General features: G+C 67.1%; 19 protein-coding genes and 2 tRNA genes. All 21 read right to left on the bottom strand.

All coding sequences use genetic code 11. From position 1 onward, the window contains the following. Positions 1 to 52 precede the first annotated feature (52 nt). The gene (infB, locus tag Q7W82_RS10020) at positions 53 to 2,761 is read right to left on the bottom strand and encodes a translation initiation factor IF-2 (protein ID WP_160947090.1); all 2,709 of its coding nucleotides are present in this window, start codon (positions 2,759 to 2,761) and stop codon (positions 53 to 55) included. A gap of 95 nt (positions 2,762 to 2,856) precedes the next feature. Continuing rightward, on the bottom strand, positions 2,857 to 4,368 hold the full coding sequence (nusA, locus tag Q7W82_RS10015) for a transcription termination factor NusA (protein ID WP_017908136.1): 1,512 nt from the start codon (positions 4,366 to 4,368) through the stop codon (positions 2,857 to 2,859). Continuing rightward, positions 4,365 to 4,970 carry a ribosome maturation factor RimP gene (gene rimP / locus Q7W82_RS10010; RefSeq protein WP_184643678.1) on the bottom strand — a complete coding sequence of 202 codons (606 nt, stop codon included), beginning with the start codon at positions 4,968 to 4,970 and terminating at the stop codon, positions 4,365 to 4,367. The genes nusA and rimP overlap by 4 nt, the downstream gene beginning before the upstream one ends. A 206-nt stretch (positions 4,971 to 5,176) precedes the next feature. After that, a tRNA-Met gene (locus Q7W82_RS10005) sits at positions 5,177 to 5,253 on the bottom strand. Between the two features lie 206 nt (positions 5,254 to 5,459). Beyond that, positions 5,460 to 6,935, bottom strand: coding sequence for an NADH-quinone oxidoreductase subunit NuoN (gene nuoN, locus Q7W82_RS10000; protein WP_184502609.1), 1,476 nt, complete (start codon positions 6,933 to 6,935; stop codon positions 5,460 to 5,462). A 36-nt stretch (positions 6,936 to 6,971) separates the two neighbouring features. Then, the gene (locus tag Q7W82_RS09995) at positions 6,972 to 8,474 is read right to left on the bottom strand and encodes an NADH-quinone oxidoreductase subunit M (RefSeq protein WP_242156718.1); all 1,503 of its coding nucleotides are present in this window, start codon (positions 8,472 to 8,474) and stop codon (positions 6,972 to 6,974) included. A gap of 20 nt (positions 8,475 to 8,494) precedes the next feature. Continuing rightward, positions 8,495 to 10,657, bottom strand: coding sequence for an NADH-quinone oxidoreductase subunit L (gene nuoL, locus Q7W82_RS09990; RefSeq protein ID WP_242156717.1), 2,163 nt, complete (start codon positions 10,655 to 10,657; stop codon positions 8,495 to 8,497). Positions 10,658 to 10,664: 7 nt separating this feature from the next. Next, positions 10,665 to 10,970: an NADH-quinone oxidoreductase subunit NuoK gene (gene nuoK, locus Q7W82_RS09985; protein WP_017908131.1), complete on the bottom strand. Its 306-nt coding sequence runs from the start codon at positions 10,968 to 10,970 to the stop codon at positions 10,665 to 10,667. After that, entirely contained in the window at positions 10,967 to 11,614 is a 648-nt protein-coding gene (locus Q7W82_RS09980) for an NADH-quinone oxidoreductase subunit J (RefSeq protein ID WP_242156716.1), read from the bottom strand. The genes nuoK and Q7W82_RS09980 overlap by 4 nt, the downstream gene beginning before the upstream one ends. A 9-nt stretch (positions 11,615 to 11,623) precedes the next feature. Continuing rightward, positions 11,624 to 12,112 (bottom strand): NADH-quinone oxidoreductase subunit NuoI, encoded by a 489-nt coding sequence (gene nuoI / locus Q7W82_RS09975; RefSeq protein WP_012915532.1) that lies wholly within the window; start codon positions 12,110 to 12,112, stop codon positions 11,624 to 11,626. Positions 12,113 to 12,115: 3 nt separating this feature from the next. Further along, on the bottom strand, positions 12,116 to 13,207 hold the full coding sequence (gene nuoH, locus Q7W82_RS09970) for an NADH-quinone oxidoreductase subunit NuoH (RefSeq protein WP_160947095.1): 1,092 nt from the start codon (positions 13,205 to 13,207) through the stop codon (positions 12,116 to 12,118). Then, positions 13,204 to 15,453 carry an NADH-quinone oxidoreductase subunit NuoG gene (gene nuoG, locus Q7W82_RS09965; protein ID WP_242156715.1) on the bottom strand — a complete coding sequence of 750 codons (2,250 nt, stop codon included), beginning with the start codon at positions 15,451 to 15,453 and terminating at the stop codon, positions 13,204 to 13,206. Before nuoG ends, nuoH begins: the two co-directional genes overlap by 4 nt. Further along, entirely contained in the window at positions 15,450 to 16,793 is a 1,344-nt protein-coding gene (nuoF, locus tag Q7W82_RS09960; RefSeq protein WP_209031858.1) for an NADH-quinone oxidoreductase subunit NuoF, read from the bottom strand. Before nuoF ends, nuoG begins: the two co-directional genes overlap by 4 nt. Before the next feature lie 5 nt (positions 16,794 to 16,798). Next, on the bottom strand, positions 16,799 to 17,326 hold the full coding sequence (gene nuoE, locus Q7W82_RS09955) for an NADH-quinone oxidoreductase subunit NuoE (RefSeq protein ID WP_048489486.1): 528 nt from the start codon (positions 17,324 to 17,326) through the stop codon (positions 16,799 to 16,801). Then, positions 17,323 to 18,630, bottom strand: a complete 1,308-nt coding sequence (locus Q7W82_RS09950) for an NADH-quinone oxidoreductase subunit D (protein ID WP_242156714.1) — start codon at positions 18,628 to 18,630, stop codon at positions 17,323 to 17,325. The genes nuoE and Q7W82_RS09950 overlap by 4 nt, the downstream gene beginning before the upstream one ends. Then, positions 18,627 to 19,376: an NADH-quinone oxidoreductase subunit C gene (locus tag Q7W82_RS09945; RefSeq protein WP_242156713.1), complete on the bottom strand. Its 750-nt coding sequence runs from the start codon at positions 19,374 to 19,376 to the stop codon at positions 18,627 to 18,629. Before Q7W82_RS09945 ends, Q7W82_RS09950 begins: the two co-directional genes overlap by 4 nt. 33 nt (positions 19,377 to 19,409) lie before the next feature. Beyond that, a complete protein-coding gene (locus Q7W82_RS09940; protein WP_010343006.1) occupies positions 19,410 to 19,964 on the bottom strand; it encodes an NADH-quinone oxidoreductase subunit B in 555 nt (184 codons plus the stop codon). Beyond that, positions 19,955 to 20,311, bottom strand: coding sequence for an NADH-quinone oxidoreductase subunit A (locus tag Q7W82_RS09935; protein ID WP_010343005.1), 357 nt, complete (start codon positions 20,309 to 20,311; stop codon positions 19,955 to 19,957). The genes Q7W82_RS09940 and Q7W82_RS09935 overlap by 10 nt, the downstream gene beginning before the upstream one ends. A gap of 107 nt (positions 20,312 to 20,418) precedes the next feature. Next, positions 20,419 to 20,503: transfer RNA gene (locus tag Q7W82_RS09930), tRNA-Leu, on the bottom strand. A gap of 51 nt (positions 20,504 to 20,554) precedes the next feature. Further along, on the bottom strand, positions 20,555 to 20,980 hold the full coding sequence (gene secG / locus Q7W82_RS09925; protein WP_242156712.1) for a preprotein translocase subunit SecG: 426 nt from the start codon (positions 20,978 to 20,980) through the stop codon (positions 20,555 to 20,557). A gap of 62 nt (positions 20,981 to 21,042) precedes the next feature. Then, the gene (tpiA, locus tag Q7W82_RS09920) at positions 21,043 to 21,804 is read right to left on the bottom strand and encodes a triose-phosphate isomerase (RefSeq protein ID WP_160947101.1); all 762 of its coding nucleotides are present in this window, start codon (positions 21,802 to 21,804) and stop codon (positions 21,043 to 21,045) included. Positions 21,805 to 21,850: the final 46 nt, after the last annotated feature.

Raw genomic sequence — 21,850 nt, 5'->3', positions numbered from 1 at the left:
CGTAGCGCACCGCTTTTACGAATCCCCAATCCCGATTCCCGAATCCCAGCTCTTACAGCGTACGCTGCACTTCGATGCGCTCGAAGCACTCGATCTGGTCGCCGGCCTTGACGTCGTTGTAGGCCTTCACGCCGATACCGCACTCGGTGCCGTTGCGCACTTCGTCGACGTTCTCCTTGAAGCGACGCAGCGATTCCAGCTCGCCCTCGAACACCACGGTGTTGTCGCGCAGCACGCGGATCGGCTTGTTGCGCTTGACCACGCCCTCCACGACCATGCAGCCGGCGACGGCGCCGAACTTGGAGCTGCGGAACACGTCGCGCACCTGGGCGATACCGATGATCTCTTCGCGGATCTCCACGCCCAGCAGGCCGGACGCCACCTGCTTCACCTGGTCGATCACGTCGTAGATGATCGAGAAGTAACGCAGGTCGATGCCGTTGGTCTCGATGATGCGCCGCGCCGAGGCGTCGGCACGCACGTTGAAGCCGATCACCGTGGCCTTGGAGGCCAGCGCCGAATTCGCATCGGATTCGGTGATGCCGCCCACGCCGGAGTGGATGACGTTGATGCGGATCTGCTCGTTGGACAGCGCGGTCAGCGACTGCTTCAGCGCTTCCACCGAACCCTGCACGTCGGCCTTGATCACCAGGTTCAGCGACAGCTGGCCCTCGCCCTTGCCGAGCTGCGACATGATGTCTTCCATGCGGCTGCCCGCGGTGGACACCAGGCGCGACTCACGGCGCTTGGTCTCGCGCTGCTGCGCCACGTCCTTGGCCAGGCGCTCGTCGTCGACGACCACGAAGTCGTCGCCGGCATCCGGCACGCCGGACAGGCCGAGCACCTGCACCGGGATGGACGGACCCGCCGAATCCGGCTGCTTGCCGGTCTCGTCGAACAGCGCACGCACGCGGCCGTACTGGATGCCGCACACCAGGTAGTCGCCCTTCTTCAGCGCGCCCTGCTGCACCAGCACCGTCGCCACCGGGCCGCGGCCCTTGTCCAGCGAGGACTCGATCACCACGCCGCTGGCGCGGCCTTCGGCCACCGCGCGCAGTTCCAGCACTTCGGCCTGCAGCGAGATCGCATCCAGCAGCGTGTCGATGCCCTGGCCGGTCTTGGCCGAGAGCTCGACGAACTGGGTGTCGCCGCCGAACTCTTCGGCGACCACGTCCTGCGCCAGCAGTTCGTTCTTGACCCGCAGCGGATCGGCGCCGGACTTGTCGATCTTGTTGACCGCCACGATCAGCGGCACGCCGGCCGCCTTGGCATGCTTGACCGCCTCGACCGTCTGCGGCATCACGCCGTCGTCGGCCGCGACCACCAGCACCACGATGTCGGTGAGCTTGGCGCCGCGGGCGCGCATCGAGGTGAACGCGGCGTGGCCCGGGGTATCCAGGAAGCTGATGACGCCGCGATCGGTTTCGACGTGGTACGCGCCGATGTGCTGGGTGATGCCACCGGCTTCGCCCGAGGCGACCTTGGTGCGGCGGATGTAGTCCAGCAGCGAGGTCTTGCCGTGGTCGACGTGGCCCATGATGGTGACCACCGGCGGCCGCGGCAGCTTCTCGCCCTGCGCGTCCTCGGTGTGCGCCAGCAGCGCGTCCTCGGCATCGGCACTGCCCGCACGCACCGGCTTGTGGCCGAGCTCTTCGGTGACCAGCGCCGCGGTGTCGTGGTCGATGGTCTGGGTGATGGTGGCCATCACGCCCATCTTGAACAGCGCCTTCACCACGTCGCCGCCCTTCAGCGCGAGCTTCTGCGCCAGGTCGGCCACGGTGATGGTGTCGCCGATCGCCACTTCGCGCACCACCGGCGCGGTGGGGCGCTCGAAGCCGTGCGCGCCGCCGCCGCTGCGCGACGGCTCGGCCTGGCGACGGCCGCCGCTATGGCTGCCGCCGCGCGGCTTGCCGCGCACGTTGGAACGGCGCGCGCGGTCGGCCGCGGACAGGTGCAGCTGGCCGGCGAAGCGGCTGGTGCTGTCGTCGTCCTCGACACCGGCGACCATCACGTGCGAGCCGCGGGTCTTGTGCTTGTTGTTGGCGTTGTTGCGGTCGTCGCTGCGCGGGGCCGCCGGCTTGGCCGGATGCGCCGCACCGGCCGGACGCGGTGCCACCGCCGGACGCGGCGCGCGCGGCGCAGCGGCGGCGTTGCGGTCGGCGGCAGGCGCGGCCGGCGCCGCAGCCGGCGGTGCCGACTCGGCTTCCAGCGCCGCCTGCGCGGCGCGCTGCTCGGCCTCGGCGCGCTCGCGCGCTTCCTGCTCGGCCTTGCGCTTGCGCTCGATTTCCTCGGCGCGCGCACGGTCCTGCTCGGCGAGCTTCTGCTGCTCGGCCAGGTTGCGCTGCTTGGATTCCTCCAGCTTGCGCAGGATCTCGGCGCGCTCATCGTCCACCCGTCCGCCCGCGGACGGCGCCGCACGCTCGGCGGCCAGGTCCTCGGCCGACTTCACGTAGGTGCGCTTCTGCCGGACCTCGACGTTGACCGTGGTCTTGCTGCGCCCGGCGCTGACCGTCACTTCCTGCAGCTTGCGCCGGTTCAGGGTGATCTTCTTCGGCGCCGCCTGGGCCTCTTCCTCGACCGGCTTGTCGGTCTTGCCGTGGGTACGGCGCAGGAAGCCCAGCAGCTTCATCTTTTCGGTGCTGGTGACGACCTGGTCGGGACCGCTGAACTTCATCCCGGCGTCGGCCAGTTGAACCAGCAGTTTCTCGACCGGCGTGTTCACCAGTTCGGCCAGCTTGCGGATGGTGGTTTGCTGCGACATTCGGATCCTATGATCTGGTTGGCGCCCCCTCGCCGCGTGCGAAGGTAGCGCGGATTCTAAGCCCTGATCGGGTCAGGGCGGCATTCATCGCTGACTCATTCGCCGCGCTCCAGGCGGGCGATCTCCTCGGCGCGGGCGGCCAGGATCAGGGCCGCGGCGCGGTCCTTGTCCAGGTCCTCGATGCCGAACTCGAGGATTTCGTCGGCAGCCAGATCCGACAGGTCCTCGCTGGTGCGTACGCCATGGCCGGCCAGCGCGTAGGCGGTGGCTTCGTCCATGCCCGGCAGCGACAGCAGGTCCGCCGCCGGCACGCCGTCGTCGTCGCTCTCCTCGGCGGCCAGCGCCTCGTTGAGCAGCGCGTCGCGGGCACGGGCGCGCAGTTCCTCGACGATGTCCTCGTCGAAGCCTTCCACCGCCAGCAGCTCGCCGACCGGCACGTAGGCGATTTCCTCGACCGAGTTGAAGCCCTCGGCGACCAGGATCGCGGCGATCTCCTCGTCCACTTCCAGCTTGTCCATGAACAGCTGGCGGGCCACGGCCTGCTCGGCCTCGGACTTGGCCGCGACCTGCTCGGCGGTCATCACGTTGAGCTGCCAGCCGGTCAGGCGGCTGGCCAGGCGCACGTTCTGGCCGCCCTTGCCGATCGCCTGGGCCAGGCGGTCTTCCGCCACCGCCAGGTCCATCGAGTGCTTTTCTTCGTCGACGATGATCGACTGCACCTCGGCCGGCGCCATCGCGTTGATGACGAAGTTGGCCGGGTTGTCGTTCCACAGCACGATGTCCACGCGCTCGCCGTTGAGCTCGTTGGACACCGCCTGCACGCGCGAACCGCGCATGCCGATGCAGGCGCCGATCGGATCGGTGCGGGTGTCGTGCGCCAGCACCGCGATCTTGGCGCGGTCGCCCGGATCGCGCGCGCAGGCCTTGATCTCGACCAGGCCCTGGCCCACTTCCGGCACTTCCAGCTTGAACAGCTCGATCATGAATTCCGGCGCGGCGCGGCTGATGAACAGCTGCGGGCCACGCGGCTCCGAACGCACTTCGGCCAGGTAGCCGCGCACGCGGTCGCCGGCGCGCAGCACGTCGCGCGGGATGCCCTTGTCCTTGGGAATGAAGGCCTCGGCGTTGCCGCCCAGGTCCACGTAGATGTTGCCGCGCTCGGCGCGCTTGACCACGCCGGTGACCAGCTCGCCGACGCGATCCTTCCACGCGTCCACCACCTGCTGGCGCTCGGCCTCGCGCACGCGCTGCACGATCACCTGCTTGGCGGCCTGCGCGGCGATGCGGCCGAAGTCCGGATTCTCGATCTGCTCTTCGATGTAGTCGCCGACGTCCACGCCTTCGGCCTCGTCGACCGCGTCCATCAGGCGGATCTGCCGGTCGGGCGATTCCATCACCACGTCGTCGGCCACCACTTCCCAACGCCGGAAGGTCTCGTAGGTGCCGTCCTTGTGGTCGATGGTGACGCGCGTCAGCACGTCCTGGTCGGGGTAGCGCTTCTTCGCCGCCGACGCCAATGCGGCCTCGATCGCGTCGAAGATCACTTCGCGCGGCACGCCCTTTTCGTTGGCCACCGCGTCGACTACCAGCAACAGTTCCTTGCTCATTCTTTCGCTCCGCGCGCAGCCTCGTCGGCCGCCGGTTCGTTGGATGGTTTCTTATTGGATTTTGCGTTCTTGCCGGCCGGCTTCGGCCCCTTGCCCGGCTTGGTCGGGGCCAGGCCCAGCGCCGCCCAGTCGGGCATGATCCGCGCCTTGTCGATGTTGTCGAAGTCCACCGCCAGTTCGGCGCCGTCGACCTCGAAGGTGATCCGGCCGGCATCGGCGTCGGCCTGCACGATGCGCCCCTGCAGGCGCCGCCGGCCCTGCTGCGGCAGCTTCAGCACCACCTTGGCCGATTCGCCCAGGTGGCGGGAAAACTGTTCGGCGCTGAACAGCGGCCGGTCCACGCCCGGCGAGGACACTTCCAGCGTGTAGTTGCCGCTGATCGGGTCTTCCACGTCCAGTTGCGCCGAGACCTCGCGGCTGACCCGCTCGCAATCGTCGATATTGACGATGCGCTCGGGCTGCTCGGCCAGCGGCACGTCGATATAAAGGCGCAGCGTGGCGCCGCCAGGGGCCGGCAGATATTCGGCGCCCAGCAGTTCCAGGCCCAACGCGTCCACGGTCGGGCCCAGCAGAGTCGCGATTTCGTTTGCCTTGTCGCTCACAGCCTGCCTTGCATCTGAAATGGTTGAAGAATCGGTTCGTGCATTTTCCGGACCCCGGAAACGACAAAGGGCCCTCTGGGCCCCTTGTCCGGTAAAACTCCGGTCACGCTGGATTCCGGTTGCGACGACGGGAACATGCGTCATCGCGAAGCCCAGATTTCCCTGCCGCAGACAACCGATGGACTGGTTGCCGCTGCAGACAAATATGGTAGCGGGGGCAGGATTTGAACCTGCGACCTTCGGGTTATGAGCCCGACGAGCTGCCAGACTGCTCCACCCCGCAGCAGAAGCGGAATTATGAAGAATCAGTGCGTCGATTGCAAGCCCTGATTTTCATCTCGACGCGGTAGCGAGGCTGCCGTGCGAAGGATGCCATGATAACCGCACACGATGGAAAACGAAACAGCAATCGCATCGCCGAATGCAAAAACGCCGACGCCGCCTTGCGGCGGCGTCGGCGGAAACAGCGGGAAAACCGCCCTTTCGCGATCAGGCCAGGTGCGCGAAGGCGCGCTGGCACCACGCCATCAGCGGGCTCCAGGCCAGGCCGAAGGCCAGCAGGCCCAGGGCGTTGACGCCCAATGCCACGCCCAGCACGCGATCGTCGTTGGCCGGCAGCGGCGAGCCGACCGGCTCGTCGAAATACATCACCTTGATCACGCGCAGGTAGTAGAAGGCGCCGATCACCGCGCACAGCACCGACAGCACCGCCAGGCCGGTCCACCACAGGTTCTGGTCGGGCACCGCGACCACCGCGCCCAGCACCGCCAGCTTGGCCCAGAAGCCCAGGAACGGCGGCACGCCGGCCAGCGAGGCCATGATGCACAGCACCAGCAGCGCCATCCACGGGTTGCGCGCGTTCAGGCCCTTGAAGTCGTCGATGTTCTCGGCCTCGAAGCCCTTGCGCGACAGCGCGATGATCGCGCCGAACGACGCGGTGGACATCACCGCGTAGCAGATCGCGTAGAACAGCGCCGCCGCATAGCCGCGCTCGCCGCCGCCGGCCACGCCCAGCAGCAGGAAGCCGATGTGCGAGACCGTGGAGTACGCCAGCATGCGCTTGAGGTTGCTCTGCGCCACCGCCATCAGGTTGCCGACCACCAGCGACAGGGCCGCCAGGCCGCCGATCACCCAGTGCCACTGCGCCGCCAGCGGGCCCACGCCCACTTCCAGCAGGCGGTAGGCCATGCCGAACGCGGCCAGCTTGGAGGCCGAGCTGATGAACAGCGCGATCGGCGCCGGGGCGCCCTGGTAGACGTCCGGCAGCCACATGTGGAACGGCGCGGCGCCGAGCTTGAAGGCGACGCCGGCGATCATGAACACGGTGCCGGTGAGCAGCAGCATGTGCTCGCGGCCGTTGCCGATCGCCTCGTGGATGCCGCTCAGGCTCAGCGTGCCGGTGGCGCCGTAGATCAGCGACATGCCGTACAGCAGCAGGCCGGAGGCCAGCGAACCGAGCACGATGTACTTCATCGCCGCTTCGGTGGCCATGCCGTTGTCGCGGTTGGAGGCGACCAGCGCGTAGGAGCACAGCGCCAGCAGTTCCAGGCCCAGGTACACCATCAGCAGGCTGCCGGCCGAGACCAGGATCATCATGCCGACCGTGGCGAACAGCACCAGCACCGGGATCTCGCCCTGGTACAGATTGCGCTCGCGCAGGTAGCTCCAGCCGTAGATCAGGGTCAGCGCGCTGAGGCCGACGATCACCGTCTTCATCACGTCGGCGGCGGCATCGCGCACGAACATGCCCTGGAACACCTCGCCCTGCCCGCCCACGCCGGCCAGCAGCATCGCGAACACTGCGACCAGGATCGCCACCGACACGATGTGGGTCCAGGCCTTGTTGCGCTCGCTGACGAACAGATCGAGCATCAGCAGGAAGAAGGCACCGGCGGTCAGCACCAGCTCGGGCAGCAGGGGCGGCAGGTCGACGGTGGTCAGAGGCAGCAGCGCAGGGGTGGTCATCATCAAATCTCTGGAATCAATACGCTCGACGGCCGCTTACAGCTTGCTGGTGGCGATCTGCGCCGCCAGCTTCGCGATCGAGGGCTCCATCAGGTCGGTCAACGGCTTCGGATACAGGCCCAGGGCCAGCACGCCGAGCGCGAACACGCCCAGCACCAGCGCCTCGCGGCCGTTGATGTCCTTCAGCTCGGCCACGTGCGCATTGGCGACCTCGCCGAAGAACACGCGCTTGTAAAGCCACAGGGTGTAGGCGGCGGTGATCACCAGGGTGGTCGCCGCGCCGAAGGCCAGCAGCGGATGCGCCTGGAAGCTGGCCATGATGACCATGAACTCGCCGACGAAGCCGCTGGTGCCCGGCAGGCCCGCGTTGGCCATGAAGAACAGCATCGCGAAGGTGGCGAACCACGGCATCACGTTGACCACGCCGCCGTAATCGGCGATGCGGCGGGTGTGCATGCGGTCGTACAGCACGCCCACGCAGGAGAACATGGCGCCGGACACGAAGCCGTGCGAGATCATCTGCACCATCGCGCCCTGCAGGCCCAGCCGCGCGGCGTCGACGCTGCCGAAGCCGACCAGGGCGAAGGCGACGAAGGTGCCGAGGGTGACGAAGCCCATGTGCGCGATCGACGAGTACGCGATCAGCTTCTTCATGTCGTCCTGGACCAGGGCGACCAGGCCGACGTAGATCACCGCGATCAGCGACAGCGCGATCACCAGCCACGCCCACTCGTTGCTGGCGTCGGGCAGGATCGGCAGGTTGAAGCGCAGGAAGCCGTAGCCGCCGATCTTCAGCGCGATCGCCGCCAGGATCACCGAACCGGCGGTCGGCGCTTCCACGTGCGCGTCCGGCAGCCAGGTGTGCACCGGGAACATCGGCACCTTGACCGCGAAGGCGATCAGGAAGGCGAAGAACAGCCAGGTCTGCTCCTTGGACGTGAGCGAGAGCTGGTACAGGTCGGCGAGCTGGAAGCTGCCGCCCTTCAGGTACAGGTAGATCAACCCGACCAGCATCAGCACCGAGCCGAGGAAGGTGTACAGGAAGAACTTGACCGCGGCATAGATGCGGCGCGGGCCGCCCCAGATGCCGATGATCAGGAACATCGGGATCAGCATCGCCTCGAAGAACACGTAGAACAGCATCGCGTCGGTGGCGGAGAAGATGCCGACGGTGACGCCTTCCAGGATCAGGAACGCGGCCACGTACTGGTTGACGCGCTTGTCGATCGAGGTCCACGCGCCGATCAGCGCCAGCACCGTGACCAGGGTGGTCAGCACGATCAGCGCGACCGCGATGCCGTCGGCGCCGAGGTTGTAGCCGATGTCGTACGCCGGGATCCAGGCGTGGGTCTCGACGAACTGCAGCGCGTCGCTGGCGTAGTCGAAACCGGTGAGCAGCGGCACGCTGAGCGCGAAGGTCAGCAACGCCACCAGCAGCGACGCCCAGCGTGCCGCACGCGCGTCGCGCACGGCGAGGACCAGGGCGCCGCCGATGATCGGCAGCCAGATCAGGATGGAGAGTAGAGGCCAGTTCGACACGTGTTCTTATTCCGTACAGGTCAACGCCAGAAATGCATCAGCACGCCCAGCAGGGCAATGAGACCGACGATCATCGCGAAGGCGTAGTGATAGAGGAAACCGGATTGCGTGCGACGCAGCAGGTTGGCCGCCAGGTCGATCACGCGTGCGGTGCCGTTGACCATGACGCCGTCCACGACATGCGTATCCACCGCGCGCGACACCTTGCCCAGGCGTACGCCGCCGCCGGCGAAACCGCCGATCCAGAGCTTGTCGAAACCGTACTTGTTCTCGAGGATCCACACCGGCACCGAGAAGGTCTTGCGCGCCTTCGCCGCCAGTTCCGGCTTCCACAGGTACAGGATCCAGGCCAGGGCGAAACCGGCCAGGGTCAGGAAGAACGGCGGCTGGGTCAGGCCGTGCAGGGCGAACGCGACCGGGCCATGGAACTCCTCGGCCAGCGCACCGACGGTGTCGCGCGCCGGGTCGTAGAAGTCGACGATGCCGGTGAAGAAGCTGACTGCCTGGCCCTTGATCGCCGCCGCGGCATGGTGCCCCGCCCAGTCGGTGCCGAACAGCATCGGGCCGATGGTGAAGAAGCCGATCGCGATCGACGGGATCGCCAGCAGGATCAGCGGCACCGTCACCACCCACGGCGACTCGTGCGGTTCGTGCGCGCCATGGTGGCCGTGGTGGTCATCATGCGCATGCGCGTCGTGCGCATGGGACTGCGCCTCGGCGTCGGTGTGGGCGCTGTCGTGATGGGCATGCACGTCGTGCGCGTGCGCATCGCGGAAGCGCTCCTGGCCGTGGAAGGTCAGGAACAGCAGGCGGAAGCTGTAGAAGCTGGTGATCAGCACGCCGCCGAGCACGGCCCAGTAGCCGTAGGTCGCGATCCAGCCATGCGAGGTATGCGCGTGGTGCTGCGCCGCCTCGATGATGGTGTCCTTGGAGTAGAAGCCGGCGAAGAACGGGGTACCGACCAGCGCCAGGGTGCCGATCACGCTGGTCCAGTAGGTGATCGGCATGTACTTGCGCAGGCCGCCCATCTTGCGCATGTCCTGCTCGTGGTGCATGCCGATGATCACCGAGCCCGCCGCCAGGAACAGCAGCGCCTTGAAGAAGGCGTGGGTCATCAGGTGGAACACCGCCGCCGAGTACGCCGACACGCCCAGCGCCACGGTCATGTAGCCCAACTGCGACAGCGTCGAGTAAGCGACCACGCGCTTGATGTCGTTCTGCACGATGCCGATCAGGCCGGTGAAGAACGCGGTGGTGGCGCCGACGACCAGCACGAAGTTCAGCGCGGTCTGCGACAGCTCGAACAGCGGCGACATGCGCGCCACCATGAAGATGCCGGCGGTGACCATGGTCGCGGCGTGGATCAGCGCCGAGATCGGGGTCGGGCCTTCCATCGAGTCCGGCAGCCACACGTGCAGCGGCACCTGCGCCGACTTGCCCATGGCGCCGATGAACAGGCACACGCAGATGATGGTGGACACGTTCCAGGCATGGCCCTGGAACAGCTGCACCTGGGCCAGGCCGCCGGCGGCCTCGTTGCCCAGCACCGCGGTGGCGTTGGCGAACACGCTGGCGTAGTCCAGCGTGCCGAACCACAACAGCACGCCGGCGATGCCAAGGATGAAGCCGAAGTCGCCCACGCGGTTGACCAGGAACGCCTTCATGTTGGCGAACACCGCGGTCGGGCGCTTGAACCAGAAGCCGATCAGCAGATACGACACCAGGCCCACCGCTTCCCAGCCGAAGAACAACTGCAGGAAGTTGTTGCTCATCACCAGGCTCAGCATCGAGAAGGTGAACAGCGAGATGTAGCTGAAGAAGCGCTGGTAGCCCGGGTCATCGGCCATATAGCCGATGGTGTAGATGTGCACCAGCAGCGACACGAAGGTCACCACCACCATCATCATCGCGGTCAGGCGGTCGACCATGAAGCCGACGTGGGCCGAATAGTGGCCGACCTCGAAGAAGGTGTAGAGGTTCTGGTTGAATGGCGAGGCGCCCTGCCCGACCAGCTGGTACAGGGTCCAGCACGACAGCGCGCAGCTGACCGCGACGCCGAGGATGGTGGCGAACTGCGCGCCCTTGCGGCCGACCTGACGGCCGAACAGGCCGGCGATGATGCTGCCGACCAGCGGGGCCAGCACCACCGCGATCAGCAGACTCTTGGAGAGCGTAATTTCCATCTGCAGGTCAGCCCTTCAGCGAATCGACTTCGGCCACGTTGATCGTGTGGCGGGTACGGAACAGCGTCACCAGGATCGCGAGGCCGATGGCGGCTTCGGCCGCGGCCACGGTCAGGATGAAGAACACGAACAACTGGCCGGCGGCGTCGCCAAGCTCGCGCGAGAAGGCGACGAAGTTGATGTTGACCGACAGCAGCATCAGCTCGATCGACATCAGCAGCACGATGACGTTCTTGCGGTTGAGGAAGATGCCGGCCAGGGCGATGCAGAACAGCACCGCGCCGAGCGCCAGCAGATGGCCTAGGGAAATCATGGCTGGCCCTCCTGCGATGCCGGCGGAGTGTGGAGCGTGGGCTTTTCGACGTCCATCTTGACGATGCGCAGACGGTCGCTGGCCTTGACCCGCGACTGGTCGCCCGGGTTCTGGGTCTTGATGCCGGTGCGCTTGCGCAGGGTCAGCATCACCGCGGCGACCACCGCCACGGTCAGGATGATCGCGGCGAACTCGAACGGCAGCAGGAACTGGGTGAACAGGGTCTTGGCCAGCCAGGTGATGTTGGAGGTGTCGGCGGCCTGGGCCGCGGCGTTGTCGGCCGGGAACGGCGCCGCGCTACGCGCCTTGACCCCGATCAGGGTGACCATCTGCACCAGCATCGCCACCGCTACCACCAGGCCGACCGGCAGGTAGCGCACCCAGCCTTCGCGCAGGCGGGCGGTGTCGATGTCCAGCATCATCACCACGAACAGGAACAGCACCATGACCGCGCCGACGTAGACCAGCACCAGGGTCACGCCGAGGAACTCGGCGCCCACCAGCAGCCACACGCAGGCGATGGAGAAGAAGGTCAGGATCAGGCACAGCACCGCGTACACGGGGTTGCGCACGCTGATCACCGCGCCGGCGGCGACCGCGGCGATGGTGGCGAAGATCCAGAAAGCGATATTTACCCAATCCATTTCGGAACCTCAGCGGAAGGGAGCGTCGGCAGCGCGGCGCTCGGCGATCTCGGCCTCGAGCCGGTCTCCGATCGCCAGCAACTGCGGCTTGGTGACGATGTTCTCGCCGCGCTTCTCGAAGTGGTACTCCAGCACCTGGGTCTCCACGATCGAATCCACCGGGCAGCTTTCCTCGCAGAAGCCGCAGTAGATGCACTTGAACAGGTCGATGTCGTAGCGGGTGGTACGACGGGTGCCGTCCTCGCGCTTGGTCGAGTCGATGGTGATCGCCAGCGCCGGGCACACCGCCTCGCACAGCTTGCAGGCGATGCAGCGCTCTTCGCCGTTGGGATACCGGCGCAGCGCGTGCAGGCCGCGGAAACGCGGCGACTGCGGAAACTTCTCCATCGGGTACAGCACGGTGTACTTGGGACGGAACGTGTACTTCAAGGTCAGCCACAGGCCGCCGAGCAGCTCGAGCAGCAGCAGGCTCTTGAAGTAATGGGTGATTTTATTCATCGCTTACACGCCCTTCTGGATCACGCCGTAGAACACCATCAATGCCGTCACCGCGATCCACACGATCGTCAGCGGGATGAACACCTTCCAGCCCAGGCGCATGATCTGGTCGTAGCGGTAGCGCGGGAAGCTGGCGCGGAACCAGATGTACGCGCTGGCGAAGAACAGCACCTTCATCAACAGCCACGGCCAGCCGCCGGTCCAGATCCAGTTGACCCACGGCGAGACGTCGGCGGTGACCCAACCCTGGATCGGGCTCAGCCAGCCGCCCAGGAAGAAGATCGAGACCAGGAAGCTGACCAGGATCATGTTGGCGTATTCGGCCAGGAAGAACAGCGCGAACGCACCGCCCGAGTACTCGACCATGTGGCCGGCGACGATTTCCGACTCGCCCTCGACCACGTCGAACGGCGCGCGGTTGGTCTCGGCCACGCCGGACACCCAGTACACGATGAACAGCGGGAACAGCGGGATCAGGAACCAGTCGAAGAACCCGGAGCTGCCGGCCTGCGCCTGCACGATCGTGCTCAGGTTCAGGCTGCCGGCGGCGATCATCACGCCGACCAGGGCGAAGCCCATCGCGATCTCGTAGCTGACCACCTGCGCCGCCGAACGCATCGCGCCGAGGAACGCGTACTTGGAGTTGGACGCCCAGCCGGCCAGGATGATGCCGTACACGCCCAGCGAGGTCATCGCCAGCAGGTACAGCAGGCCGGCGTTGGCGTTGGACAGCACCAGCTTGGCGTCGAACGGCACCACCGCCCAGGCGGCGAAGGCCGGCGCCAGGGTGATCAGCGGCGCGATCACGAACATCGCCTTGTGCGAGCTGCTCGGCTGGATGATTTCCTTGAACAGCAGCTTGAAGACGTCGGCAAAGGCCTGGAAGATGCCCATGCCCACGTACATCGGCCCGTGGCGCACGTGCATCCAGCCGATCAGCTTGCGCTCCCAGACCACGTAGAACGCCACCGCGATGATCACTGGCATGGCGATCACCAGGATCTTCAGCACGATCCACAGGACCACGCCGAGGGCGCCCAGGCCGAGGAACCACTGGTGCAGCGGGTCGACCACGTTCAACAGCATCTCGTTCATGCAGCCACCACCGTCACCCGACCGGCGCCCAGCGGCGCGGTCGCGCCGTGGCCCGTTTCGATCCAGGCCGCGCCCGGCGCGACCCGCTTGTCCGTCGCCAGCGGCAACGTGGCGCTACCCGCCGCGGTGCCGACCTTGACCATCTGCCCGTCGCGCAGGCCCAGCCGCGCCGCTTCGTCCGGATGCAGCGCCACGCCCGGCGCGCGGTTCAGCGGATGCTGCTGCAGCGCCTGCGCGCGGCGCACCACCGCATCGGTGCGGTAGATCGCCGGGCTGGCGGCCAGTTCCAGGCCCTCGTCCTGGCGTGCCGGCTGCGCCGAGCTCGCCGCGGCGACCTCGCGCGGCTGCAGGCCATCGCGCAGCCCGGCCAGGTCGATGAACTCGAAGCCCTGCAGGCCCAGTTCGCCACCGAGCGCACGCAGCACGCGCCAGCCCTCGCGGGCCTCGCCCGGCAGCTTGCCGCCGGCGCGGGTGCGCTGGTCGCTGCCGTTGAGGTTGGTCAGCGTCGCCTCGATTTCCGGCAGCGCGCCGATGGGCAGGATCACGTCGGCCACGTCGCGGGTGGAGGCGCAGGCGAAGTGGCTGAACGCCACCACCTTGGCACCGGCCAGCGCGCTGCGCGCGGCCGCGGCGTCGGCGAAGTCCAGGCCCGGCTCCAGGCCGTACAGCACGTAGGCGCTGCGCGGCTCGGCCAGCATCGCCGCGGCGTTGCGGCCGCGCGGCAGCACGCCGTAGCGCGACAGGCCCAGCGCGTTGGCGCCCTGCGGGATGCGGCACAGCGCAGCGCCGGTGGCGGCGGCGAAGTCGCGCGCGGCCGCACGCAGCGCCGCGGCCTGCGGATGGTTCTCGACCAGCGCACCGACGATCAGCACCGCACGGCCGGCGCCTTGCACCGCTTCGCGCAGCGCGCCGTCGGCCAGCGCCTCAGCGAACTTCGACGGCGCCACGATCTGGCGGCCAGCCTGGTCGAAGGCCACGTCGAAATCGACCGGGTTGATCGAATACACCTTGGTCTGGCGCTGCATCCGCGCCTTGCGCAGGCGTGCATGCAGCAGCGGCAGTTCGTGGCGCAGGTTGCTGCCCAGGATCACCACCACGTCGGCCTGCTCGATCTCCACCAGCGGCAGCGCGAACGGCTCGGCCAGCGCGGCATCGGAGAAGTCGCGGTTGTACACGCGGTGATCGAGGTTGCCGCTGTCCAGGCCCTCGGCCAGGCGCGCCAGCAGCGCGCCCTCCTCGTTGGAAGTGGACGGATGCGCGAGCACGCCCAGCGCGTCGCCACGGTTGGCCTTGAGGATCTCGCCGGCGGCGGACAGTGCTTCCGCCCACGACACCTCGCGCCACTGCCCGTCGATCTTGCGCATCGGCCGCAGTGCGCGGTCCTCGGCGTACAGGCCCTGGTGCGAATAGCGGTCGCGGTCGGACAGCCAGCACTCGTTGACCGCCTCGTTGTCGCGCGGCACCGTGCGCAGCACTTCGCCGCGACGCACGTGCAGGAACAGGTTGGAGCCCATCGCGTCGTGGTAGCCCAGCGACTCGCGCGCCACCAGTTCCCAGGGGCGCGCGCGGAACTGGAACACCTTGTTGGTCAGCGCACCGACCGGGCACACGTCGACCACGTTGCCGGACAGCTCGGTGGTCAGCGGCTTGCCGTCGTAGGTGCCGATCTGCAGGTTCTCGCCGCGGTACATGCCGCCCAGCTCGTAGGTGCCGGCGATGTCCGCGGTGAAGCGCACGCAGCGGGTGCACTGGATGCAGCGGGTCATCTCGGTGGCGACCAGCGGGCCGATGTCCTCGTCCGGCACCACGCGCTTGCGCTCGTTGAAGCGGCTGACCGAGCGGCCATAGCCCAGCGACACGTCCTGCAGTTCGCACTCGCCGCCCTGATCGCAGATCGGGCAGTCCAGCGGGTGGTTGATCAGCAGGAATTCCATGACGCTGCGCTGGTACTTCAGCGCCTTGTCGCTGCGGGTCTGCACCTTCATGCCGTCCATGACCGGCGTGGCGCAGGCCGGCGACGGCTTGGGCGACTTCTCGACGTCGACCAGACACATGCGGCAGTTGGCCGCGATCGGCAGCTTCTCGTGGTAGCAGAAGCGCGGGATCGGGATGCCGGCCTTGTCGGCGGCCTGGATGATCATCGAGCCCTTCGGCACGACCAGCGACTGACCGTCGATCTCGACGGTCACATGGCCTTCCGGCACGACCGCCGGGGTCGCGCCGGGATTGTTGGGTTGCGCGCTCATGCGGCGGCTGCCTCCAGCTTCTTGCCGTCAACCATCGAATGACCGTTGACGATGTAGTACTCGAATTCGTCCCAGAACTGGCGCAGGAAGCCCTGGATCGGCCAGGCCGCCGCTTCGCCGAAGGCGCAGATGGTGTGGCCTTCGATCTGCCCGGCGACGGTGCGCAACTGGTGCAGGTCTTCCATCGTGGCCTTGCCGGCGACGATGCGCTCCAGCACGCGGTGCATCCAGCCGGTGCCTTCGCGGCACGGGGTGCACTGGCCGCAGGATTCCTTGTGGAAGAACTGCGAGATGCGGCAGGCGAACTTCACGCAGCACACGCTGTCGTCCAGCACCACGATCGCGCCCGAGCCCAGGCCGGTGCCCAGCGCGCGCAGGGTGTCGTAGTCCATCTGCAGGCCCTTGAGCTGCTCGGCCTTCAGCACCGGCATCGACACGCCGCCCGGGATCGCGCCCTTGAGGGTGCGGCCCGGCTTCAGCCCGCCGGCCATCTCCAGCAGTTCGTCGAAGGTGGTGCCCAGCGGCACTTCGAAATTGCCGCCCTTCTGCACGCAGCCGGAGACCGAGAAGATCTTCGGACCGCCGTTCTTGGTCTTGCTCAGCCCAAGGAACCATTCCGGGCCGTTGCGGATGATCGCCGGCACCGAGGCGTAGGTCTCGGTGTTGTTGATCGTCGACGGCTTGCCGTACAGGCCGAAATTGGCCGGGAACGGCGGCTTGTAGCGCGGCTGGCCCTTCTTGCCTTCCAGCGACTCCATCAGCGCGGTCTCTTCGCCGCAGATGTAGGCGCCGGCGCCCAGCGCGCCGTAGATGTCGATGTCGATGCCGCTGCCGAGGATGTCCTTGCCCAGCCAGCCATTGGCGTACGCGTCGGCCAGGGCCTGTTCGAAATGTTCGAACGGCTCGTGGTGGAACTCGCCGCGCAGGTAGTTGTAGCCCACGGTGGAGCCGGTGGCGTAGCAGGCGATGGCCATGCCCTCCACCACCGAGTGCGGGTTGTAGCGCAGGATGTCGCGGTCCTTGCAGGTGCCGGGCTCGGACTCGTCCGAGTTGCACAGGATGTACTTCTGCGGTGCGCCCTTGGGCATGAACGACCACTTCAGGCCGGTCGGGAAGCCGGCGCCGCCACGGCCGCGCAGGTTCGACTGCTTGACCATCTCGATCACCTGCTCCGGCGGGATCTTCTCTTCGAGGATCTTGCGCAGCGCGGCGTAGCCACCGGTCTTCAGGTAGCTCTCGTAGGACCACGGGGTGTCGTAGTGCAGCGTGGTGTACACCACCTGGTGCGGCTGCGGCGCGGGGCCGACCGGACCGGTGGGGGCGTGGGGATGCTGTGCCATTGCCGTTACTCCAACCCGTCCAGCAATTCGTCGACCTTGTCCTTGGTCAGGTGCTCATGGTAGTGGCCGTTGATGACCATCATCGGTGCGCCGGCGCAACCGGCCAGGCACTCTTCCTCGCGCTTGAGGTAGACGCGGCCGTCGGCGGTGGACTGGCCCAGCTTGCAGCCGAGCTTCTTCTCGGCGTGCGCGACCAGGTCTTCGGCGCCGTTGAGCCAGCAGCTGATGTTGGTGCAGAACGCGACGTTGTTGCGGCCGACCTTCTCGGTCTCGAACATCGAGTAGAAGCTGGCGACCTCGTAGGCCCACACCGGCGGCAGTTCCAGGTACTTGGCCACGCCGGCGATCAGTTCGTCGGTCAGCCAGCCCTGGTTCTGCTCCTGCGCCGCGTGCAGGCCCTGCAGCACCGCCGAACGCTTGCGGTCCGGCGGGAACTTGGCCAGCCAGTGATCGATGTGCGCGCGCGTCTTGTCGCTCAGCACCACCATCGGATCGACGTCGCGCGCCGCTTCGAAATTACCTGTCGCCTTCATCGGTCGACCTCACCAAACACCAGATCATAGGTACCAATCATCGCCACCACGTCGGCCAGCATGTGGCCGCGCACGATCGCGTCCATCGACGACAGATGGGCGAAGCCCGGCGCGCGCAGGTGCACGCGGAACGGCTTGTTGGCGCCGTCGGACATCAGGTAGCAGCCGAACTCGCCCTTCGGCGCCTCGACCGCGCAGTAGGTCTCGCCGGCCGGCACGCAGTAGCCTTCGCTGAACAGCTTGAAGTGGTGGATCAGCGCTTCCATGTCGTCCTTCATGTCGGCGCGCTTGGGCGGCGCCACCTTGAAGTTCTCGACCATGACCGGGCCCGGGTTGGCCTTCAGCCACTTCACGCACTGCTTGATGATGCGGTTGGATTCGCGCATCTCGGCCACGCGCACCAGGTAACGGTCGTAGCAATCGCCGTTGGTGCCGAGCGGGATGTCGAAATCGACGCTGTCGTACTTGGCGTAGGGCTGCTTCTTGCGCAGGTCCCAGGCGATGCCCGAGCCGCGCAGCATCGCGCCGGTCATGCCCCAGGCATAGGCCTGCTCCGGGGTGACCACGCCGATGCCGACGGTGCGCTGCTTCCAGATGCGGTTGTCGGTGAGCAGGGTCTCATACTCGTCCACGCGCGCCGGGAAGGTGTCGGTGAACGCCTCCAGGAAGTCCAGCATCGAGCCTTCGCGCGCGGCGTTGAGCCGCTTCAGCGCGTTGCCCTTGTGCCAGCGCGATTCCTGGTACTTGGGCATGCGGTCCGGCAGGTCGCGGTAGACGCCACCCGGGCGATAGTAGGTCGCGTGCATGCGCGCGCCCGACACCGCCTCGTAGACGTCCATCAGCTCTTCGCGCTCGCGGAACGCGTACAGCATCACCGCCATCGCGCCCAGGTCGAGCGCGTTGGAGCCGACCCACATCAGGTGGTTCAGGATGCGGGTGATCTCGTCGAACATGGTGCGGATGTACTGCGCACGCTCCGGCGCCTCGATCCCCATCAGGGTTTCGATCGCGCGCACGTAGGCGTGCTCGTTGCACATCATCGACACGTAGTCCAGGCGATCCATGTAGCCGATCGACTGGTTGAACGGCTTGGACTCGGCCAGCTTCTCGGTGCCACGGTGCAGCAGGCCGATGTGCGGATCGGCGCGGACCACGGTCTCGCCGTCCATCTCCAGGATCAGGCGCAGCACGCCGTGCGCGGCCGGATGCTGCGGGCCGAAGTTCATCGTGTAGTTGCGGATTTCCTGCTTGGCTTCGGCAGGATTGCTGGCGAACCCGTCGTGCGCCTGGTGGTACTCGCTCACTTGGCGGACTCCTTCTGTGCTTCGCCCGCCGCAGTCTGGTAGCGTGCATCGTCGCGGATCACGCGCGGCACGCCCACGCGCGGTTCCACCGAGGTGACCGGCTCGTAGATCACGCGCTGCTTCTCTTCGTCGTAGCGCACTTCGACGTTGCCGATCAGCGGGAAATCCTTGCGGAACGGATGGCCGACGAAGCCGTAGTCGGTGAGGATGCGGCGCAGGTCCGGGTGCCCGGAGAACACCACGCCGAACAGGTCGAACGCCTCGCGCTCGAACCAGTTCGCGCCCGGCCAGATGTCGGTGACCGAGGCCACCACCGGCAGGTCTTCGTTCGGCGCGTAGCAACGCACGCGCAGGCGCTGGTTATGGCGGTAGGAGATCAGCTGCGCCAGCACCGCGTAGCGCTGCTGCGGGACCGGCATCGGCTGCACGCCGGCGGCGGTCTCGGCGCTGGGGAACTCGCCCCAGGCGAAGCGGCCCATGGCCTTGCCTTCGACGCCGCGGCTGAAGCCGTGCGAGGACACGTCCGAGGTGTCCCACTCGTCGCTGCCGTAGCCCAGGTAGTCCACACCGCACAGGTCGGACAGCTGTTCGAAACCGAACTCGTCGCGCAACGCCAGGCAGGTGGCGTGCCAGGCGTCGGCCGGCACTTCCAGGGTGACTTCGCCGCGCGGAAGGGCCACGAAGACCTGGCTGCCGGGGAAACGGGCGCCGAGTCGGTCGCTAAAGGAAGATGCTTGCTCTGCCATGGGGGCTTGGCGTGCTCTCTGAGGAAAGAGGAATCAGCGCGCGATGGTCTGGGTTCGCCAGATCTTCTTCTGCAACTGCAGGATGCCGTAGACCAGGGCCTCGGCGGTCGGCGGGCAGCCGGGGACGTAGACGTCCACCGGCACGATGCGGTCGCAACCGCGCACCACCGAATACGAGTAATGGTAGTAGCCGCCGCCATTGGCGCAGCTGCCCATCGAGATGACCCACTTCGGGTCCGGCATCTGGTCGTAGACCTTGCGCAGCGCCGGAGCCATCTTGTTGACCAGGGTGCCGGCGACGATCATCACGTCGGACTGGCGCGGCGACGGGCGGAACACCACGCCGTAGCGGTCCAGGTCCAGGCGCGCGGCGCCGGCGTGCATCATCTCGACCGCACAGCAGGCCAGGCCGAAGGTCATCGGCCACATCGAGCCGGTGCGCGCCCAGTTCAGCAGCGCATCGACGCTGGTGGTGACGTAGCCCTTCTCCAGCAGCGGGTTCTCGCCTTCGGGACGCAGGATGTCGTCCACCCGCCCTTCCGGGATCGGGTTGGTCATCAGGCGATCCAGGGTCTGAATCACTCCCATTCCAGCGCTCCCTTCTTCCACACGTAGACAAAACCGAGGAACAACATGCCGACGAACAGGCCCATGGTGACCAGGGAGCGAGCGCCCAGGTCCATGAACACCTGCGTCCACGGCACGATGAAGATGATTTCCAGATCGAAGACGATGAACTGGATGGCGATCAGGTAGTAGCGCACGTCGAACTTCATGCGCGCGTCCTCGAAGGCCTCGAAGCCGCACTCGTAAGGCGAGAGCTTCTTCAGGTCAGGACGCCGGGGACCGAGGAACCGCCCCACCAGCATCAGCGCGACGCCGATACCGGTGGCCACGATCAGAAACAGCAGGGTCGGCAAATATTCGGCCAGCACTCGCGATTCTCTCTTGCCTGTGCCCGCGCGCGTGCCGCGCAGGCATGGGATAGACGATTCTCCGGACAAGGGCGTGACGCCCCTGCGCAGAAACCGTAGCCAAACAATGGTGCCCAAGAGGGGACTCGAACCCCTACGACCTAAGTCGCTACCACCTCAAGGTAGTGCGTCTACCAATTCCGCCACCTGGGCTTGCGTAAAACCTGCGCGGCAATCCCGCCGCGCAGCATATTGTAACCGTCTTCAGTCTTTCTGCGACGGGGCAGGCGACTTTTCTTGTGCTTTTTCCGGCGCCTGCTGGGCGGCCGGGGCGGCGGCGGGCGCCTGCTGGGCCGCCGACGGCGCCTGCGGCACCTGCAGCTCGCCGGCCGGCGCGGCCGGCGCCGGGGTGGCGGACTGCGACATCACGCCCAGATTGGCGTCGGCCGGACGCGCGCTGTGGCCGGCGTACCAAGCCATGAACAGGCTGATGGCGAAGAACACCACGGCCAGCCACTTGGTCGACTTGGACAGGAAGTTGGACGCGCCACGCGATCCGAACACGGTGCCGGACGCGCCGGCGCCGAACCCGGAACCCGCCGCCGCACCGGCGCCGCGCTGCATCAGGATCAGCGCGATCATCGCGATCGCCACCAGCACGTAGACCACATTGAGGATGACCATCAGCATTTCGAAATCCGTCCGGACAGTACGATTTGGGGGACCAACGGCCGCCATCGGCGGCCGTTCGCTCAACAGGCGGCCGCCGCTCGCACGATGGCCAGGAATTCCGCGGCGACCAGCGAGGCGCCGCCCACCAGCCCGCCATCGACATCCGGCTGCGCGAACAGCTCGGCGGCGTTGTCGGGCTTGACGCTGCCGCCATACAGGATCGGCAACGAATCCGCGATTCTAGCATCGCGCGCCGCCACTTCGCCACGGATGAACGCATGCACGGCCTGCGCCTGCGCCGGGCTGGCGGTGCGGCCGGTGCCGATCGCCCAGACCGGCTCGTAGGCCACCACCGCCCGGGCGAAGCCCTCGGCGCCGACCAGGTCCAGCACCGGCGCCAACTGCGCGGCGATGACCGCCTCGGTGCGCCCGGCTTCGCGCTGTTCCAGGGTCTCGCCCACGCACAGGATCGGGACCAGCCCGGCATGCATGGCGGCGGCGAACTTGCGCGCGACCAGCTCACTGCTCTCCTGGTGGTACTGGCGGCGCTCCGAATGCCCGACCAGGCCGTAGTCGGCGCCCACGTCGACCAGCATCGCCGCCGACACCTCGCCGGTATAGGCGCCCTTCTCGTTGCTGCTGACGTCCTGCGCGCCGAAGCGCAGCATCCGGTCCTCGAAATTTTCGATCAGGTCGCCCAGGTACGGCAGCGGCGGCAGGATCACCACCTCCACGTCGTGACCGGCCTCGTGCAACCCGGCGACGATCTCCCGCACCAGCTCGGCGGCGAAGTGGCGGGTGCCATGCAATTTCCAGTTTCCGGCTACGATCTTGCGTCGCATCGGCGCATCTCCGGCGAAAAAGTGCCGAGAGGATAGCCGATGCGCC

The organism is Xanthomonas indica, from assembly GCF_040529045.1.
Classification (GTDB): Bacteria; Pseudomonadota; Gammaproteobacteria; order Xanthomonadales; family Xanthomonadaceae; genus Xanthomonas_A; species Xanthomonas_A indica.
Note: the sequence above shows the minus strand (reverse complement) of the source record. Positions and strands in the feature narration are given on the sequence as shown.

What these genes read in the sequence shown, in the direction of transcription:
- Q7W82_RS09940 (WP_010343006.1), bottom strand. Translation starts at nt 19,964, where the DNA reads ATGGGAGTGATTCAGACCCTGGATCGCCTGATGACCAACCCGATCCCG.
- nuoH (WP_160947095.1), bottom strand. Translation starts at nt 13,207, where the DNA reads ATGAACGAGATGCTGTTGAACGTGGTCGACCCGCTGCACCAGTGGTTC.
- infB (WP_160947090.1), bottom strand. Translation starts at nt 2,761, where the DNA reads ATGTCGCAGCAAACCACCATCCGCAAGCTGGCCGAACTGGTGAACACG.
- Q7W82_RS09980 (WP_242156716.1), bottom strand. Translation starts at nt 11,614, where the DNA reads ATGGATTGGGTAAATATCGCTTTCTGGATCTTCGCCACCATCGCCGCG.
- nusA (WP_017908136.1), bottom strand. Translation starts at nt 4,368, where the DNA reads ATGAGCAAGGAACTGTTGCTGGTAGTCGACGCGGTGGCCAACGAAAAG.
- nuoL (WP_242156717.1), bottom strand. Translation starts at nt 10,657, where the DNA reads ATGGAAATTACGCTCTCCAAGAGTCTGCTGATCGCGGTGGTGCTGGCC.
- nuoF (WP_209031858.1), bottom strand. Translation starts at nt 16,793, where the DNA reads ATGGCACAGCATCCCCACGCCCCCACCGGTCCGGTCGGCCCCGCGCCG.
- tpiA (WP_160947101.1), bottom strand. Translation starts at nt 21,804, where the DNA reads ATGCGACGCAAGATCGTAGCCGGAAACTGGAAATTGCATGGCACCCGC.
- secG (WP_242156712.1), bottom strand. Translation starts at nt 20,980, where the DNA reads ATGCTGATGGTCATCCTCAATGTGGTCTACGTGCTGGTGGCGATCGCG.
- Q7W82_RS09945 (WP_242156713.1), bottom strand. Translation starts at nt 19,376, where the DNA reads ATGGCAGAGCAAGCATCTTCCTTTAGCGACCGACTCGGCGCCCGTTTC.
- nuoI (WP_012915532.1), bottom strand. Translation starts at nt 12,112, where the DNA reads ATGAATAAAATCACCCATTACTTCAAGAGCCTGCTGCTGCTCGAGCTG.
- nuoK (WP_017908131.1), bottom strand. Translation starts at nt 10,970, where the DNA reads ATGATTTCCCTAGGCCATCTGCTGGCGCTCGGCGCGGTGCTGTTCTGC.
- nuoG (WP_242156715.1), bottom strand. Translation starts at nt 15,453, where the DNA reads ATGAGCGCGCAACCCAACAATCCCGGCGCGACCCCGGCGGTCGTGCCG.
- nuoN (WP_184502609.1), bottom strand. Translation starts at nt 6,935, where the DNA reads ATGACCACCCCTGCGCTGCTGCCTCTGACCACCGTCGACCTGCCGCCC.
- nuoE (WP_048489486.1), bottom strand. Translation starts at nt 17,326, where the DNA reads ATGAAGGCGACAGGTAATTTCGAAGCGGCGCGCGACGTCGATCCGATG.